The organism is Streptomyces sp. Ac-502 (assembly GCF_045222935.1).
Lineage (GTDB): Bacteria > Actinomycetota > Actinomycetes > Streptomycetales > Streptomycetaceae > Streptomyces > Streptomyces monomycini.
The window spans coordinates 4,018,327-4,034,800 of the sequence record NZ_JBHFFO010000001.1; the positions used below are offsets into that span (position 1 = coordinate 4,018,327).

The 16,474-nt window shown below is 71.0% G+C and carries 12 protein-coding genes and 2 pseudogenes; 7 read left to right on the top strand and 7 right to left on the bottom strand.

The annotated features are described in order from the left end of the window. The first annotated feature begins 773 nt into the window (after nt 1-773). Nucleotides 774-4,030: pseudogene (locus ACEXOX_RS18155) on the top strand (beta-N-acetylglucosaminidase domain-containing protein). A gap of 78 nt (nt 4,031-4,108) precedes the next feature. On the opposite strand, the gene ACEXOX_RS18160 reads toward ACEXOX_RS18155, so the two are convergent. Then, nucleotides 4,109-4,645: an HNH endonuclease gene (locus tag ACEXOX_RS18160; RefSeq protein WP_406521852.1), complete on the bottom strand. Its 537-nt coding sequence runs from the start codon at nt 4,643-4,645 to the stop codon at nt 4,109-4,111. A gap of 277 nt (nt 4,646-4,922) precedes the next feature. Between ACEXOX_RS18160 and ACEXOX_RS18165 the strand changes: the two genes are divergently transcribed. Further along, nucleotides 4,923-5,990, top strand: a complete 1,068-nt coding sequence (locus tag ACEXOX_RS18165) for a mechanosensitive ion channel family protein (protein ID WP_406521854.1) — start codon at nt 4,923-4,925, stop codon at nt 5,988-5,990. A gap of 236 nt (nt 5,991-6,226) precedes the next feature. Here ACEXOX_RS18165 and ACEXOX_RS18170 read toward each other — a convergent pair whose 3' ends face one another. Genes ACEXOX_RS18170 through ACEXOX_RS18185 form a run of 4 tightly spaced genes read right to left on the bottom strand, consistent with a single transcriptional unit; the run spans nt 6,227 to nt 9,472 of the window. Continuing rightward, nucleotides 6,227-6,763 (bottom strand): SUKH-3 domain-containing protein, encoded by a 537-nt coding sequence (locus tag ACEXOX_RS18170; RefSeq protein ID WP_406521855.1) that lies wholly within the window; start codon nt 6,761-6,763, stop codon nt 6,227-6,229. A 36-nt stretch (nt 6,764-6,799) separates the two neighbouring features. Beyond that, on the bottom strand, nt 6,800-7,186 hold the full coding sequence (locus ACEXOX_RS18175) for a YwqJ-related putative deaminase (protein WP_406521857.1): 387 nt from the start codon (nt 7,184-7,186) through the stop codon (nt 6,800-6,802). A gap of 3 nt (nt 7,187-7,189) precedes the next feature. Further along, nucleotides 7,190-7,651 carry an SUKH-3 domain-containing protein gene (locus ACEXOX_RS18180; protein WP_406521858.1) on the bottom strand — a complete coding sequence of 154 codons (462 nt, stop codon included), beginning with the start codon at nt 7,649-7,651 and terminating at the stop codon, nt 7,190-7,192. A 21-nt stretch (nt 7,652-7,672) separates the two neighbouring features. Next, nucleotides 7,673-9,472: a YwqJ-related putative deaminase gene (locus ACEXOX_RS18185; protein ID WP_406521860.1), complete on the bottom strand. Its 1,800-nt coding sequence runs from the start codon at nt 9,470-9,472 to the stop codon at nt 7,673-7,675. A 204-nt stretch (nt 9,473-9,676) separates the two neighbouring features. Between ACEXOX_RS18185 and ACEXOX_RS18190 the strand changes: the two genes are divergently transcribed. The 3 genes from ACEXOX_RS18190 to ACEXOX_RS18200 are packed head-to-tail and all read left to right on the top strand — an operon-like array spanning nt 9,677 to nt 13,397. Beyond that, nucleotides 9,677-10,225 (top strand): (2Fe-2S)-binding protein, encoded by a 549-nt coding sequence (locus ACEXOX_RS18190; RefSeq protein ID WP_406521862.1) that lies wholly within the window; start codon nt 9,677-9,679, stop codon nt 10,223-10,225. Then, nucleotides 10,222-11,250 carry an FAD binding domain-containing protein gene (locus ACEXOX_RS18195; RefSeq protein ID WP_406521864.1) on the top strand — a complete coding sequence of 343 codons (1,029 nt, stop codon included), beginning with the start codon at nt 10,222-10,224 and terminating at the stop codon, nt 11,248-11,250. Before ACEXOX_RS18190 ends, ACEXOX_RS18195 begins: the two co-directional genes overlap by 4 nt. Then, a complete protein-coding gene (locus ACEXOX_RS18200; protein WP_406521865.1) occupies nt 11,247-13,397 on the top strand; it encodes a xanthine dehydrogenase family protein molybdopterin-binding subunit in 2,151 nt (716 codons plus the stop codon). Before ACEXOX_RS18195 ends, ACEXOX_RS18200 begins: the two co-directional genes overlap by 4 nt. Here the strand turns inward: ACEXOX_RS18200 and ACEXOX_RS18205 are convergent. Further along, the gene (locus tag ACEXOX_RS18205) at nt 13,378-13,575 is read right to left on the bottom strand and encodes a DUF397 domain-containing protein (protein ID WP_406521866.1); all 198 of its coding nucleotides are present in this window, start codon (nt 13,573-13,575) and stop codon (nt 13,378-13,380) included. The genes ACEXOX_RS18200 and ACEXOX_RS18205 overlap by 20 nt on opposite strands. Beyond that, on the bottom strand, nt 13,572-14,459 hold the full coding sequence (locus tag ACEXOX_RS18210; RefSeq protein ID WP_406521868.1) for a helix-turn-helix domain-containing protein: 888 nt from the start codon (nt 14,457-14,459) through the stop codon (nt 13,572-13,574). The genes ACEXOX_RS18205 and ACEXOX_RS18210 overlap by 4 nt, the downstream gene beginning before the upstream one ends. A 155-nt stretch (nt 14,460-14,614) precedes the next feature. On the opposite strand from ACEXOX_RS18210, the gene ACEXOX_RS18215 reads away from it, so the two are divergent. Together ACEXOX_RS18215 and ACEXOX_RS18220 are read left to right on the top strand one after the other, a co-directional pair. Next, entirely contained in the window at nt 14,615-15,046 is a 432-nt protein-coding gene (locus ACEXOX_RS18215) for an ATP-binding protein (RefSeq protein WP_406521870.1), read from the top strand. Between the two features lie 132 nt (nt 15,047-15,178). Next, a pseudogene (locus tag ACEXOX_RS18220) lies at nt 15,179-16,313 on the top strand (ROK family transcriptional regulator). The last annotated feature ends 161 nt before the right edge of the window (nt 16,314-16,474 follow it).

Here is a 16,474-nt window from a genome sequence, read left to right on the forward strand (position 1 = left end):
GGAGGGCCTCCCGTTCGTCGGTAGTGGGACACGACCTGCCCTACCCACTCCGGGCGGTCGCAGACGTATCCATTCAACCAACGTGGCCCAGGTCACACATCCCTCGTGCAGGCGATTTGCCGGTGGCGGACGGGTGACGGCGCAGGGATGCCCATCGGGGCGGCGTTCCGGAGGAAGTCCTTCAGCGTCACGGAGTGGCCCCGAAACCCCCTCGGGTGCCCCCGGAACACGCCGCGACACGCCGGTCGCACAGGGCAAACCCGGCACTTCGTGTGCTCCCGTTGACACCCTCACCGCCATAGTGGTGGGCTCACTGCCGAAGGCTGGTCCGGCGGGGTTCCACGGAGTACTCCCTCGGAGTACTCCCATGGGGTACTTCCGCGGGGCACGAGGCCCCCGCCGCGGCAGCCGGCTCAGGGGCGCGCGGCCGCGGGGCGGCCGGGCCGCGGTCGTCCGGTGCGTCACGGCCGGCCGGTGAGTGGGACGACGGGGACTGAGGAGAGACCGTGCGAGTCCGGAGCGGCGTTCGGGACGCCGGACAGGTCGGCAGGCAGCGCGAGGGGAGCGGCGGGGCCGGGGACGGCAGAACCGGGACCGGCGGGGCCGGGGGCGGGGGTGCCGAAGACGGTGACGCCTTCCGGGCCGGGGACGAGCACGGGGATTCCGGAGACGCCTTCCGGGCCAGGGACACTGCGGCCCGCCCGGCCACACACACCGCCACTTCCCTGACCGGCCCCACCAGCATCGGCACCGGCAGCCTCGGCGTCGGCGGGATCGGGCGATTCGGCGCCGTACGGGCCGGGGCCCGCGCGCGGGTCGCCGGGGCCACCGCCCTCGCGGCCGCCGTCATCGGCGGGCTCCTCGGCAGCGCCGCCCCTGTCCACGCGGCACCCGCCGACCCGGCCGTCGGCACTCCCGACCTGCCCGGGCAGTTCGACGGCCTCGACAGTTCAGGCGGTACAGGCGGCACCGGCCGGACCGCCACCGCCGGGCAGTTGCCCGCCGTATGGCCGCGCCCGCAGTCGATGCGGTCGGGCGGCGCGTCCGTAGCGCTGGACGGCGAGGCCACCGTCGTCGCCACCCCGGACACCGACCCGTACGCCCTGAGCGCGCTGCGCGCCGTACTGCGCGACGCCGGGGTCCGTACGGTCCACGACGCCTCCCCAGGCGAAGCACTGCCCGGCGAGGGCCCGGTGTTCCGTGTCGGCGGCCCGGACACCGAGACCGCGCTACGGGCCCTGCGCGCGCCCGCCCGCGGGGATCTGCCCTCCGGCGGCTACCGCCTCGCGGTCGGCGAGGTGGCGGGCCGGGACACGGTCGCCCTGGACGGCGTCGGCCCGGACGGTCTCTTCCACGCCGTACAGACCCTGCGCCAACTGGTCGTGGAGCGGTCCAAGGACGGCGGCAAGACGGACACCGGCAAGGACGACGGCGGCAAGGCAGGCAAGGGAAAGGACGGCGGCGGCAAGGAGCTGGCCGCGGCCGTCGTACGGGACTGGCCCGGCACCGCCGTACGCGGCACGACCGAGGGCTTCTTCGGCCAGCCCTGGACCCGCGAGCAGCGCCTGGCCCAGCTCGACTTCATGGGCCGTACGAAGCAGAACCGCTACCTCTACGCGCCCGGCGACGACCCGTACCGCCAGTTCCGGTGGCGCGACCCCTACCCGGCGGCGCAGCGCGAGGACTTCCGCGCGCTGGCCGCGCGGGCCCGCGCCAACCACGTCACGCTGGGCTGGGCCGTCTCCCCCGGGCAGGCCATGTGCATGTCCTCCGAGGACGACCTGAAGGCGCTGCGCCGCAAGGTGGACGCGATGTGGGCGCTGGGCGTGCGCGCCTTCCAGCTCCAGTTCCAGGACGTCAGCTACAGCGAGTGGCACTGCGACGCGGACGCCGACACCTTCGGCTCCGGCCCCGAGGCCGCCGCGAAGGCGCACGCCAAGGTGGCGGACGCGCTCGCCGCCCACCTCGCCGACCGGCACCCCGAGGCGGCGCCGCTCAGCCTGATGCCGACCGAGTACTACCAGGACGGCTCGACCGCCTACCGGGAGGCGCTGGCGGCCGCGCTGTCCGGCCGGGTCGAGGTCGCGTGGACCGGCGTCGGCGTCGTCCCCCGTACGATCACCGGCGGCGAACTGGCCGAGGCCCGCGAAGTGTTCGGCCACCGGCTGGTCACGATGGACAACTACCCGGTCAACGACTACGCGCAGGACCGTATCTTCCTCGGCCCCTACACGGGCCGCGAACCCGCCGTCGCCGCCGGCTCCAGCGCGCTGCTGGCCAACGCCATGGCGCAGCCCACCGCGTCCCGTATCGCCCTGTTCACGGCCGCCGACTACGCCTGGAACCCGCGCGCCTACCGGCCCGGCGCCTCCTGGCAGGCCGCCATCGACGACCTCTCCGGCGGAGATGCCTCCTCCCGCGCCGCGCTGCACGCCCTGGCCGGCAACGACGCCTCCTCGGTCCTCGGCACCGACGAGTCCGCGTACCTCAAGCCCTTGATCGAGGCGTTCTGGAAGGCGCGCGCCGACGCCACCGACAACGACGAACGGCACGACGACGAGCGCTACACCAAGGCCGCCGCCCGGCTGCGGGCCGCCTTCCACACGATGAGCGGCGCGCCGGAACGCCTCTCCCCGGCCTGGCCGACGAAGTACGGCCCTGGGCCCGCCAATTGGCGCGCTACGGTTCGGCGGGCGAGCGTGCCGTCGACATGCTGGTGGCGCAGGCCCGCGGCGACGGCTCCGCCGCGTGGACCGCGCAGCGCGCCGTCCAGGACCTTCTCAAGAAGATCAAAAAGAGCCCCGTGACGGTCGGAAAGGGCGTTCTGGGCCCCTTCCTCGACCGTGCGATGACCGAGTCCGACGCATGGACCGGTGCCCGCTCCGACCGCTCCGAGACCGCCCCGCCGCCGGACCAGGACACCCGTCCCACCTCCCTGACCGTCCCCTTCGGCCGCCCCCGCCCGCTGACCGCCGTCACCTCGCTCACCGAGCCGAGCCCGTCCGCGGCCGCCGTCTCCGTGGAGGCGCACGTCCCCGGCGAGGGCTGGCACCGCCTCGGCGGCCTGTCCGGCACCGGGTGGACGCAGACCGAGGCGCGCGGCATGAAGGCCGACGCGATCCGGCTGGCCTGGAAGGACGGCACCACCGCGCCGTCCGTGCACTCCTTCACCCCGTGGTTCGCCGACACTCCGGCGGCGGGCCTGGAGCTCTCCCGCGACGAGATCGACGCCGACACCGGTGGCACGTTCTCCGTGGACGCCCGGATCTTCTCCCGGCGCCCCTCCGACGTGGAGGGCAAGCTCACGGCGAAGGCGCCCGAGGGCTTCACCGTACGGGCGCCGGAGCACGTCACGGCCCCGCGCGGCGGCACGGCCACCGCCCGCCTCCAGGTCACGGTCCCGCGCGACGCCAAGACCGGCACGTACGAGATCCCGGTCACCTACGGCGACCAGAAGCGGACGCTGACCGTCCGGACCTACCCGCCCACCGCGGGCCCCGACCTGGCGCGCGGCGCCGAGGCCACCTCCTCCGGCGACGAGACGTCCGAGTTCCCGGCCACCGCCGCCATCGACGGCGACCCGAAGACTCGCTGGTCCTCCCCCGCCGAGGACGACGCCTGGCTCCAGTTCACCCTGCCGCGCCCGGCCCGCCTGGGCCGCCTCACCCTCACCTGGCAGGACGCCTACGCGGCCGCCTACACGGTCCGGGTGTCGTCCGACGGCGTCACCTGGCGCACGGCCGCCACCGTTCGCGACGGCAAGGGCGGCCGCGAAACCCTCCGCATGGACGCCAAGGACGTCCGCTTCGTACGCATCCAGGGCGACAAGCGCGCGACCCGCTTCGGCTACTCGCTGTGGAGCGTGGAGGCGTACGCGGTGAAGGGCTCGGACCGGCCCGCACCACCGCCCGCGCGGCCGCCCGGCTCCGGGGGCGCCCAGCCCGGCACGCCCGCGCGGCCGGCGAAGACCGGGGACACGCCCGGAGGCGGCCCGTCGGCCCACGAGATGTGGCCGGGCGGCGGGCGCTAGCGGGGCGCACGTACTAGGGGGCGGCTGGGGGGCGGCCGCTGGGAGGCCGCTCCCCCTCAGCACACAAAAGACCCGGACCTATGCCGATACGGCGTCGATCCGGGCCAGCGCGTCATCCGCCCCGTACGGCTGCAGATATGGCAGCCACCGGGGGTCCCTATGCCCCGTGCCGATGATCCGCCAGGCCAGGCCGGACGGCGGCGCGGGCTGATGCCGCAACCGCCAGCCGATCTCGGCGACATGCCGGTCGGCCTTGACGTGGTTGCAGCGGCGGCACGCGGCGACGACGTTCTCCCAGGTGTGCTGCCCGCCGCGGCTGCGCGGAACGACGTGGTCGACGCTGGTTGCGACGCCACCGCAGTACATGCACCGCCCGCCGTCCCGGGCGAAAAGGGCACGACGGGTCAACGGGACGGGGCCGCGAAAAGGCACCCGCACGAACCGCTTGAGGCGGACCACACTCGGAGCGGGCAACACACGGGTCGCGCTGTGCATCAGGGCGCCGGACTCCTCTAGGCTGATGGCCTTTTCGTTGAGGACGAGGACGAGCGCGCGGCGGAGCGGTACGACGCCGAGCGGCTCGTACGACGCGTTGAGGACCAGGACATGCGGCACGGGTGCCTCCTTGTACGCCGGCGGCGCGTGGCTCGCGCCGGGACGATCTCTCCACAGTGTCCCCCGACGCCTGGTCGGAGCGCCACCATCACCGGGTAACGGGCCCGAGGTGTTTTCGACCACACCGCTCTACTTCCCACCGAACAGGCCCGTAATTGGTCCGGTCACTGTCGAACACCGGCGCGGACCGCCCCCGTTGCCCCGTTAGTGTGGTTGGTCTGCCCGGGGCCCGGTAAGTCCCGACCCGGGTCTGCTGTCCCACACGGAGGTTCCTGCTGTGTTCTGGTCCGCTTCCCCAGCCGCCACGCCGCCCGGCGCGCACCGCCGGGCGTCGCTCGACGACGCCACGGAGAAGGCCACCAACGCCGCCGGATGGGTGGAGGAGAACTGGGCGACCTGGCTCACGTCCGCCCTGCAGATCGCGCTGATCATCATCATCGCCGTCGTCCTGCGGCACGTGATCCGGCGCACGATCACCAAGCTCATAGAACGGATGAACCGCACCGCGACGGCCGCCCAAGGCACCGCGCTGGGCGGCCTCCTGGTCAACGCCGAACGCCGCCGCCAGCGCTCCGAGGCCATCGGCTCGGTGCTGCGCAGCGTCGCGTCGTTCGTCATCATGGGCACCGCCGCCCTGACGGTGCTGTCCGTCCTCAAGATCAACCTGGCCCCGCTGCTGGCCAGCGCCGGCGTCGCGGGCGTCGCCATCGGCTTCGGCGCCCGCAACCTCGTCACGGACTTCCTCTCCGGCGTCTTCATGATCCTGGAGGACCAGTACGGCGTCGGCGACGAGATCGACGCGGGCGTGGCCACCGGTACGGTCGTCGAGGTCGGCCTGCGCGTCACCAAGCTGCGCGGCCCCAACGGCGCCATCTGGTACATCCGCAACGGCGAGGTCAAGCGCATCGGCAACCTCAGCCAGGGCTGGTCCACCGCCACGGTCGACGTCATGATCGCCCCGGACCAGGACCTGGACCGCGCCCGCGAGATCATCACCTCCACCGGCGAGGAGATGTCCAAGGCCGAACCCTGGAACGAACAGCTCTGGGAGGCCGTCGAGGTCCTCGGACTCAGCGAGGTCCACCTCGACTCCGTCACCATCAGCGTCTCCGCCAAGACCATGCCCGGCAAGGCCCCCGGCATAGAACGCGAACTCCGCTGGCGCATCAAAAAGGCCCTCGACACCGCCGGCATCACCCTGGCCCCGCGCCCCCTCCCCGACACCCCGGACGACCCGGCCCCCGACCCGTCCGCCGCGGTGGCAGCCCCGTCGGCCCTGGCCAGCCCGACATCACCGCAGTCCCTGGCGACCACGCCGATTCCGCCGCCGAACTTGGGGAAGTAGGGCGGTCGGACCATCCGCTCGCTCCGGTCCGAGCAGTTCCGCGGGCCGGAGCAAGCGGCTCCTCAGGCCGTTGCCATGAGAGCGGTGTCCCCTACTCCACATCTCCCCATCTGGCGTCTCCGCCAGGCGGCCACGGCTGCGCGAAGTCGAAGAGTGTGGGCGCGTCGATGTCCCGGACGGTCCGGCTCCGCGAAAAGCACTGTCTTCCTCCACCAAGGAACCTGCTTCCCCGCCCCTTACCCGAACACGCTCTGCACACCAGCCCCGTCACCATCAGCGTGCACCCGAACGTCCTCCACCGCCCCCCACGTCCCGTCCTCCCGCACCCGCTGCGGCCGCCGCCCCTCGATCAGCAGGGTCAGCCCGGCGAGCACCGACTCACCGAGATACCACCAGCCCCCGTGGTTGACCATGAAGAGGCGGCTCTGCTCGTCCACCGCCAGCAACGACTCTTCGCCGTGGATGCCCAACGGGAAAGTGCGGCAGCCGATCCGAACGCCGAAGTCATGGAACGTCTGCGACGCGTGGCGGCCCTCACGCGGATCAATGGAAATTCCACGCAAGGCAACTTCGACGCCCGCGCCGTAGGCGGCCGTCTCCAGGCCGTGGAACGCGCGCAAGGCGCGCTCAGCGGCGGGAAACATCTCCCACTCCGCACCTGCTCGGGTACCGACCGTACTGACCGTTTCCAGAATGGCCAGCAGTGCGTCCGGTCCGGCGTTCCGCGCCGGATGCCAGCCCGCATCGGCAAGTACCGCAGCCGCGCTGCGCACGGTGCCGCCCGTACGCCCTCGCCCTTCGTCCACCTTCTATGCTCCGATGAACTCGATGCCCAGCTCGGTCAACAGCTTTCGGCAGGCTGAACACGGGGCCGTCGACTGGCCGTGCTCCGGGTCTCCGTGTTCACGGACCTTCTTGGACACCATGGCGGAGCCGGCGAAGTACGGCGCAGCGTCAGCGAGAGAGAGTGAAGCGCCGGGCCCGCCTGCATCGAGCCCCCACAGTTGGTCGGAAACGAGGGCGGACTCCGCGCAGTATCCGAGAAACGGTTCCCGGTCTTCTACCGGCAGGCGATCGAAGAAGTCCCGTACCGCTGGGTGCAGATTGGGCTCGCCGTCGCCGGTGAGGTTGGTGTGACTGAACACCTTTCCCTGCACCAGCAGCGACGACGCCGTACCGGGAACCCATCCTGACATGCGCTATCCCAATCCTTGATAGTTGTTCACCAGCCAATTGGCGAAAGCCTCACGCTCATTATCACCGAGGAAGTAGTTGTCGGACCAATGGTGATAGTAGAAGCGCCCCGATTCATCGATCAGAATACTCGCCGACTCAGGCTCATCGTACCCGACACGAAACAGTGCGACACCCAACTCCTCGGACAGTTCGGCGATATCCTCGAAGTCGCCCTCGTGTCCCCCGGCAGGGTTCGTCTCCAGCACCCGGTCAGCTTTCCTCGGGTGCCTGATCTCCAGCAGCCCGTACGAATCAAGGAATCGCTTCGCGGCCTCGAAAACAGGAGCAGGGTATCCGTCCTCCGCCGCCTGCTGAACGGCGTCCTCGATGAAGTCCGGAATCCGGTCGGACACGTCTCTCTCGGGCGTCCATCCGTTGCCACGAAGCCACTGATCGATGTCGTATTTCGATTTTCCGTCGGTCACGTCTCTCCCACGGGACAGCAGTTAGCGATGAGCGATGATTCCCAACCTGTCCAGCATCGGCTGACAGGAGTCGCAGGGCTTTTTGTACGCACCGTGCGGCGCGTGCAAGTACTTCTCTCTGGTATCTGGATGTTTCCTGACATCATCTCCCAGCTGTCGCGTATGAATGACCCCGCCCTCCAGCGCCCGCCGGGCATCGTCGGGAGTTCTTATCTTCGTCCCGTCCGGGTCCATCTGATGCAGGCGATCGGATATGAGCGACACTTCGGCACATTTCCCGTGGCCGGCCGCAGGCTTCTCATCCATGTCCAGGAACCCCTGCTTCACATCGTCGAGAATCTGCTGCAAAGCCGGATGGGCCTTCGGGTGTTCCTGAGGCTGATCACCTCCTGAATTGCTACCCCCAGAAGGTTTCCGTCGCGTGGAACTCGTGTGCGAGGTGATGACGCCATTGTGCAGGAAGCTCCCCGAACAACCGTCCTTGCGGTAATCCTTTCCCGGAATGTTGCTGTTCTGGTGACTCTTGTCCCGGGCCTCGTCCGCCAGCTTGACGGCCTCATCCTCAAGACGGTTCAACTGGGTCGGCCGGTCCTGGCCCGAGACGTCGACGGGCTCACCACGATGGTGCCGCATCTGGTCGGCGCTGTGGCCGTGCCACCAGGGGTCACGTGCGCCGTCCCCGTCTCCGCCGGTCTTTCCCTTGCCCGGCGGCTTCCCGCCCCCGCCTCCCCCGCCGGAGTTCGTCTCCTTCGGCCCTTTCGGGTCCGGCTTCCCACCTTTGCCCAACCCCGTGAAGTGGTCCGCCAGGCCCTTGTCGTTCTCTTTGTGGTTCTTGGCCATCTGCTTGACGCCGCGGGTCATGTTGTCGTCGAGGTGCTGGGCGGACTTCTTGGCCGCGTCCTGGAGGCCGTCGATGACCTTGTCGATCGCCGGACTGACCGCGTCCGCGATGGCGTCCTTGCCCCGGGTGCGGCCGTGGTGCTGCCTGGCGCGGCCGATCTTGCCGCCCGCGGTGGTGCGGAAGTGCCCGCCGGCGCTCGCCAGGCCGGTGACGGCCTTGTCGTGGGCGTCGTGGTCGAAGGTGAAGCCGCCACTGCCGGAGTTACCCGCACCGCCGCCTCCACCGCCCGCGCTCAGCAGCTGCATCGAGCTGCCGGCGGCGTCCTTCGCTCCCTGCACGCCCTGGCTGAAGCCCTCCTTGCCCGCCTTGGCGGTCCGGCCCACATCCACGCCGTCCTGGACGCCCAGCGCGTTGGCGCCCAGCTGGACGACCAGGTCGCCGACCATCGCGCCCAACGCCTCCTCCACCGGCGTCAGGGCGATGCTGACGACCTGTTCGGCGACCTGCTGGCAGACCTCCTTGAACAGGCGCTTGACGATCACGCGCGTGGCCTGGGTGGCGCCCAGGGCGCCGAGTTCGGACAGGCCGAAGGTGAAGGGGGCCGCGGCCTGGGCGGCGATGACCTCGGCGGCCAGGATGCCCAGCTGGACGATCGCGCCGAGCTTGGCGCCCTCGATCAGGACGGCCACGCCGTCCAGCGCGGTGGCGGCCAGCTCGCCGCACTGGGCGAGTTTGGCCAGGTGGGTGCCGTTGATCTTGCCCCAGTGGGCGTTCAGTGCCTCCGCGGCCCGGCCCCCGCCCGCCGAGGAGACCAGCGCCTGGACCGCCTCGTGCGCCTGGCCCGCGCCGTCGTTGATGTCGCCGGCGAACTCGCGCATGGCCGTCGCCATCTCGCGGTAGTCGTCCTCGTCGACATTCGGCCAGGACACGCCGATGATGTCGAGAATCTCGTCGGCCCACCCCGGCAGTACGACACCCATACGGAACACGCCCCCGTCGAACACACCCGAACACACTGGTAACAGTCCGGAGGACGCTGCCACCTGCACAAATGGTTCTTCAAGAGAGGAACGAGCCGACTCTCCCGCACACTTTGGCAGGTTCATGATGGCGCGAGACGGTCTCAGGGCGCCGCATCCTTCACCCCGTCACCTGTATGCAGTCGTTTACCGGCCCCGCTCCGGGTGACTCGGCTGACCATGGAGACCGAGATCAGTCTGCGCGTCGACGGGCAGGCGTACGAGGTGACGGTGGATACGCGTACCACCGTGCTCGACGCGTTGCGGGAGCGGCTGGGGATCACCAGCCCCAAGAAGGGGTGCGACCACGGGCAGTGCGGGTCGTGCACCGTGCTGCTCGACGGGCGGCGGGCGACGACCTGTCTCGCGCTGGCCGTGTCGTACGACGGGGCGGAGATCACCACGGCGGAAGGGCTGGCCGAGGACGGCGGGCTGCACCCCGTCCAGCAGGCTTTCGTCGACCACGACGCGCTCCAGTGCGGGTACTGCACGCCGGGCCAGGTGTGTTCGGCGGTGGGTGTGCTGCGGGAGGCGGCGCAGGGGTGGCCCAGTGTGGTCACCGAGGTGGGTGCGGAGGGGGACATCTCGCCGGAAGCACTGGATCATGACGAGATCGCCGAGCGGATGAGCGGCAATCTGTGCCGCTGCGGGGCGTATGTGAACATCGTTCCGGCCGTCGCGGCCGCCGCCGAGGCAGCGGGAGCGGACCGGTGAAGCCGTTCCGGTACGAGCGGGCCGCCGACGCAGCCGGGGCCGTGGCCACCGTGGCGGCGCACCCCGGGGCGGCGTTCCTGGGTGCGGGCACCAATCTCGTCGACCACCTCAAGCTCGGCATCACCTCGCCCGACCTGCTGGTCGACGTCAGCCGGCTGCCCCTGGACCAGGTGGAGGAACTGGACGGCGGCGGCCTCCGGGTGGGCGCCAACGTACGGAACGCCGACCTCGCCGCCCACCCCGCCGTACGGTCGCGCTACCCGGTCCTCTCCCAGGCCCTGCTGTCCGGCGCCTCCGGGCAGCTCCGCAACCTCGCGACCACCGGCGGCAACCTCCTCCAGCGCACCCGCTGCGCCTACTTCCAGGACCCCAGCTCCCCGTGCAACAAGCGCGACCCCGGCTCCGGCTGCGCCGCTCTGGAGGGCTGGACCCGCTACCACGCCATCCTCGGCGCCTCCTCGCACTGTGTGGCCGTGCACCCGTCCGACATGGCGGTGGCCATGACCGCCCTGGGCGCGGTCGTCGTGACGCTCGGCCCGGACGGCGAGCGCCGCGTCCCGCTCACCGAGTTCCACCGGCTGCCCGGTGACGCGCCGCACCGCGACACGGTGCTGCGGCATGGTGAGCTGATCACCGCCGTCGAGCTGCCCGCGCTGCCGTTCGCCACGCGTTCCCGTTACCGCAAGGTCCGCGATCGTGCCTCGTACGCCTTCGCGCTGGTCTCCGTGGCCGTGGCGCTCGACCTGGAGGACGACGGCCGCACCGTACGGGAAGCACGGATCGCGCTGGGCGGGATCGCGCACAAGCCGTGGCGGGCCGAGCGCGCCGAAGCGGCGCTGCGCGGGCTGCCGGCCACCGAGGACAGCTGCCGGACGGCCGCCGAGGCCGAGACGGCGGACGCGCATCCGCTGCGGGACAACGCGTTCAAGGTCCCGCTCGTGCACAACACGCTGGTCGCCGTCGTACGCGACCTCGTAGGACAGGGGGCGCCGGAGGCTCCGGGCGGCCTGGAGGGATCGCGATGACGACACGTACGTCCGAGAGCCGGAGCCCGGACCCGGCCGCCCGCCCCCGTGCCGTCGGCGCCGACCGGGAACGCGCCGACGCCCGGGACAAGGTGCTCGGCCGGGCCCCGTACGCCTTCGAGCACCCGATGGAACGTCCCTGCTACGCGCACGCCGTGCTCTCCTCCGTGCCCCGCGGCCGCATCACGGCCGTGGACACCGAGGCCGCGCGCCAGGAGGACGGCGTCATCACCGTATTGACGCACGAGAACGCCGAGCAGCTGGCGTCCACGGACGACGCGGAGCTGGCGATCCTCCAGGAGCCCGAGGTGGCCTTCCGGGGGCAGATCGTGGGGGCGGTGATCGCCGAGACCCCGGAGGCGGCGCGCGAAGCGGCCTCGCTCGTACGGTTCACGTACGCCGAAGAACCGCACGCATCCGAACTGAAACCGGGCGAGAGTGAGCTGTACCGGCCGGAGACGGCCAACGGTGGTGCGGGTACGGACAGTGAGCTGGGCGATCTGGACGCCGCCATGGAGGCGGCCCGGGCGGATCCGGGCGCGGTCGCGCTGGACGAGACGTACGGGACCGCGATGACCCACTGCAACCCGATGGAGCCGCACGCGACGATCGCCGTGTGGCAGGGCGACGAGCTGACGCTGTACGACTCCAGTCAGAGCGTGCACGGGCACCGCGACACGCTGGCCGAGGTGTTCGGCCTCGACCGGGCGCGGGTCCACATGATCTGCCCGTACGTCGGTGGCGGCTTCGGTTCGAAGGGCGAACCGCACGCCCACTCGGTGCTGGCGGCGCTGGCGGCGCGTGAGGTGTCCGGGCGGCCGGTCAAGCTGGCGTTGACCCGGCAGCAGATGTTCACTCTCGTGGGCTACCGCACCCCCACGTACCAGCGGGTACGGCTGGCAGCCGGTGCCGACGGGCGGCTGACCGGCATCGGCATGGACGCGGTCGAGCAGACCTCGCGCATCAAGGAGTTCGCCGAGCAGTCCGCCAACCCGACCCGGACCATGTACGCGGCGCCGCACCGGAAGACCACCCACCGCCTGGCCGCCCTCGACGTGCCGGTGCCGTCCTGGATGCGGGCGCCCGGTGAGTGCCCCGGCATGTTCGGGCCCGAGGTCGCGATGGACGAACTCGCCGAACGCCTCGGCCTGGACCCGGTCGAGGTACGCGTCCGCAACGACGCGCCGACGGACCCGGAGACCGGCAAGCCCTTCTCCAGCCGCAACCTGGTCGCCTGCCTGCGCGAGGGCGCGCGCCGCTTCGGCTGGCAGGACCGCGACCCGCGCCCGGGTGTGCGCCGGGAGGGCCGCTGGCTGATCGGTACGGGGGTCGCCTCGTCCGCCTACCCGGTCAACCGCCAGCCCGGTTCGGTCGCCGCGGTCCAGTACCGGGACGACGGGCGCTACCGGGTCGGCATCGGCGCCGCGGACCTGGGCACCGGCGCCTGGACGGTACTGGCCCAGATTGCCGCCGACGCACTGGACGTTCCCCTCGATCAGGTCGACCTTCGCATCGGCGACACCGCGCTCCCGAAGGCCACCGTCGCGGGCGGGTCCTCCGGGACGGCGATGTGGGGTTCGGCGATCGTGGCGGCGGCCCAGAAGTTCCGCGAGCGCCACGGACACGACCCCTCTCCCGGCGACCACGCCCAGGCCGAGACGCCCGCCAACCCGCACGCCGAACGTTTCGCCATGCACGCCTTCGGGGCCCAGTTCGTCGAAGTGCGGGTGGACGCCGACACCGGCGAGGTACGGGTCCCCCGCCTCCTCGGCATCTTCGCCGCCGGCCGCATCATCAACCCGCGCACCGCCCGCTCCCAGCTGATCGGCGGCATGACGATGGGCCTGTCCATGGCCCTCCACGAGGAAACCGTGACGGACCCCCGCTACGGTCTCCTCGTCAACCACGACCTGGCGAACTACCACATCACGGCCAACGCGGACGTGCACAGCATCGAGGCCCACTGGATCGACGAGGACGACCCGTACGTCAACCCCCTGGGCGCCAAGGGCATCGGCGAGATCGGCATCACGGGGACGGCGGCGGCCGTCGTCAACGCGGTCCGGCATGCGACGGGAGTACGGGTGCGAGAGGTGCCGGTGACGTTGGACAAGGTGTTGGAGGGGCTCAAAAACGTTCCGCTCTGACGGCTGCGAGGAAGGCCGCCCAGGCGGGAGCGGGAAACCGCAGGTGCGGCCCGCTCGGACGCTTGCTGTCACGTATGGGCACGGATGAGTGGGACGGAAGGCCGTCGGCTATCTCCAGGCATTCACCTTGGCCGCCGCTGTACGTGCTCTTGCGCCACGTGACACCCGTCAGATTCATGCTCGGTACTCCTTGGAGACGATGCGTTCCATCCTGGCCACGGACTCCGCCGGCGAGAGGGCCGACGTACGGGCGGCGTCGAAGAGATCACGGTAGCGCGCGACCTCCGACTCCTGCTCCAGCCAGATGTGACCGGTGGGATGTTCCATGAGTACGACGTCCAGAGCCGACACTTGCGGAAAGCTCAGCAGCAGATACGGACCGAACATACCTCCGTGGGCGCCACGCGAGAACGGGAGGATTTGCACCGTGACGTTCGCCAGCTCGGTCATGGCGACGAGGTGTTCCAGCTGGGCGCGCATCACGTCCACGCCGCCCACCCGTTGGTGCAGTACGCCCTCGGCCATGACTGCCCAGATGGAAAGCGGCAGATCGGCAGTCAGCCGCTCCTGGCGGGCAGCTCGTACCTGAACGAACTGTTCGATCTCATCCGGTGTCTGCCATGCCTTCGAGGCCACGGTCACAGCCCGCGCGTACGCGGACGTCTGCAGCAGGCCCGGGATCAACTGGCACTGGAAGGTCCTGATGCTGTCGGACACGGCCTCCAGAGCGATGTAGTCCCGGTATGTGTCCTCCAGGACGGGCCCGTACTGGTTCCACCATCCCTCGCGACGCCGCCGGTTGGCAGAGCGGGCGAGAGTGGTGAGCCGCTCCAGGGCTGCGTCGTCGCCGATCCCGTATGTGTGCAACAGGGCCATGAGGTCGGGAACACGCACCGGAACGCGGCCGTTCTCGATCCGGCTGATCTTCGCCTTGGTGCAGTCGAGAGCTTCGGCGGCCACCTGCGTGGACAGCCCGGCAGCTTCTCGGTACCGCCTCAGTTCGTCGCCCAGTTGGCGGCCGAGAACGGTGGACGGCTGGATGGTGGCGCCGCGTACGGGCATGCAACCTCCCTTGGTGGAGCGCCAGTTTGGCGAAGTCGGCTCGTGGGCCGCAACACGACTTCACTCTTTCGTGGCGGCAGGAAACGTTGCTTGGAGTAATTGGATGGGTGCAGTCTGTCGAGGGTTCGATCTCGCTCCCGCAGAGGGGTTTCGTCATGACCGAGAGCCTGCTTTTCCCCGCCCGCGTCACTCATCACTTTCCCCGCCACCGCCGCAGCCCCGGCCAGGCACGGGCAGTCTTTCGGAGATGGGCCACCGCGCAGGACCTCTCGCCCGCCTCCATCGAGAGCGGGGAATTGGTGACCGGCGAGCTGGCCGCCAACGCGGTCCTCGCCACCACCGGGCCGGGGCGCCGGATCGAGGTCCGGTTCACTCTCGACGTCGGCGTGCTGCGTATCGCGGTGTCGGACGCCGGTGACGGAACGCCCGTCGTGCGCTCGCCCCGGCCGCTCGACGAGCACGGGCGGGGCATGGTGATCGTCAGCATGCTCGCGGACGAGTGGGGCGTGACTGTAAGGCCCGGCCCGGGGAAGACCGTCTGGGCGGTGTGGAAAGTCAGTGGTCCAGACCCATTGACGGGGTGCTGACGCGGCGCTTACGTTCCTGTGCATCGATTGGAAACTTTCCTAACAGATCGCGCAGCGAGAGGCGGGGCGGGCGTCATGGCCGGAGGGCAGGGCGGGCAGGGCACTCCTGGGACGCCGCGGGTGTTGCGGGCCATGAACGACCGGGCCGCGCTCGATCTGCTCGTCGCGCAGGGGCCGTTGACGCGGACCCAGATCGGGGAGCTGACCGGGCTGTCCAAGCCCACCGCCTCGCAGTTGCTGGGGCGGCTGGAGGCGGCCGGGCTGGTGCGGACGACGGGGAACGTGACCGGACGGCCGGGGCCGAACGCCCAGTTGTACGAGGTCGCGCCGGACGCCGCGTACGTGGCCGCGCTCGCCGTCGACCAGGGCGGGATCACCGCCGCGGTCGCCGACGTCACCGGGCGGGTGCTCGGTGAGGAGCGGGTCGGCACGGATGCCGTGGGTGAAGGGGCACCGGGCAGGACGGCGCGGCTCGTGGCGGCCGCCGTGGACGGCGCGCTGGCCAAGGCCGGTCTGGAGCGGGAGCGGCTGCACGGGGCGGTGATCGGGACGCCCGGCGCGCTCGATCCGCAGACCGGGGTGCTGCGGTACGCGCCGCATCTGCCCGGCTGGCAGTCGCGGACGCTCCGCGAAGAGCTGGCCGGGGTGCTGGGCGTGCCGATCGTCATCGAGAACGATGTGAATCTGGCGGCGGTCGCCGAGCAGCACGACGGCGCCGCGCAGGATTTTGATGATTTCGTGCTGGTGTGGGCCGACGAGGGGTCGGCGCGGCCATCGTGCTCGGCGGGCAGGTGCTGCGCGGGGCCACCGGTGGCGCGGGCGAGATCGGCTACATGCCGCTGCCGGACGCGCCGCTCGCGCGAGGTGGCGACCGCAGCGCGGCGCAGCCGGACGCCGGCGGGGGCTTCCAGCGTCTCGTCGGGGCGCCGAGCGTGGTGGAGCTGGCCCGGGAGTACGGGGTGCGGGACGCTCGTACGGTCGAGGAGGCGCTGGCCGACGACGGCGTGCGGGCCGAGGTCGCGCGGCGGCTCGCGACCGGGCTGGCCGCGGTGGTGGCCGTCGTGGATCCCCGGCTGGTGGTGCTTTCCGGCGAAGTGGCCCAGGCGGGCGGTGAACGCCTGCGGGAGCTGGTCGAGGGGAATTCACCGGGCTGGCGTTGCCCCGGCCGGAACTCCGGCTCAGCAATGTCGTGGGGAATCCGATTCTCATGGGCGCGCTGCGAACGGCGCTCGCCGAAGCACGTAACACCGTGTTCGACACGGCCTGATGAGACGGGTCAGCGGTGACGTGGCGGACCGATTATCCGTCGGCCGCCGCCTCCGCCCGGCCGGGAAGGCCGGGAAGACCGTGAGCAGGAGCCGGGGCCGCTCCGTACGGGCCGGGGGCGGCCGCTTCTCCCCTGCCACTGTCACGGCCGTCACCGTTACG

Bases quoted from the DNA above. Each gene is read 5' to 3' on its own strand.
- ACEXOX_RS18210 (WP_406521868.1), bottom strand. From the start codon at position 14,459: ATGCCCGTACGCGGCGCCACCATCCAGCCGTCCACCGTTCTCGGCCGC.
- ACEXOX_RS18175 (WP_406521857.1), bottom strand. From the start codon at position 7,186: ATGTCAGGATGGGTTCCCGGTACGGCGTCGTCGCTGCTGGTGCAGGGA.
- ACEXOX_RS18200 (WP_406521865.1), top strand. From the start codon at position 11,247: ATGACGACACGTACGTCCGAGAGCCGGAGCCCGGACCCGGCCGCCCGC.
- ACEXOX_RS18185 (WP_406521860.1), bottom strand. From the start codon at position 9,472: ATGGGTGTCGTACTGCCGGGGTGGGCCGACGAGATTCTCGACATCATC.
- ACEXOX_RS18205 (WP_406521866.1), bottom strand. From the start codon at position 13,575: ATGAATCTGACGGGTGTCACGTGGCGCAAGAGCACGTACAGCGGCGGC.
- ACEXOX_RS18215 (WP_406521870.1), top strand. From the start codon at position 14,615: ATGACCGAGAGCCTGCTTTTCCCCGCCCGCGTCACTCATCACTTTCCC.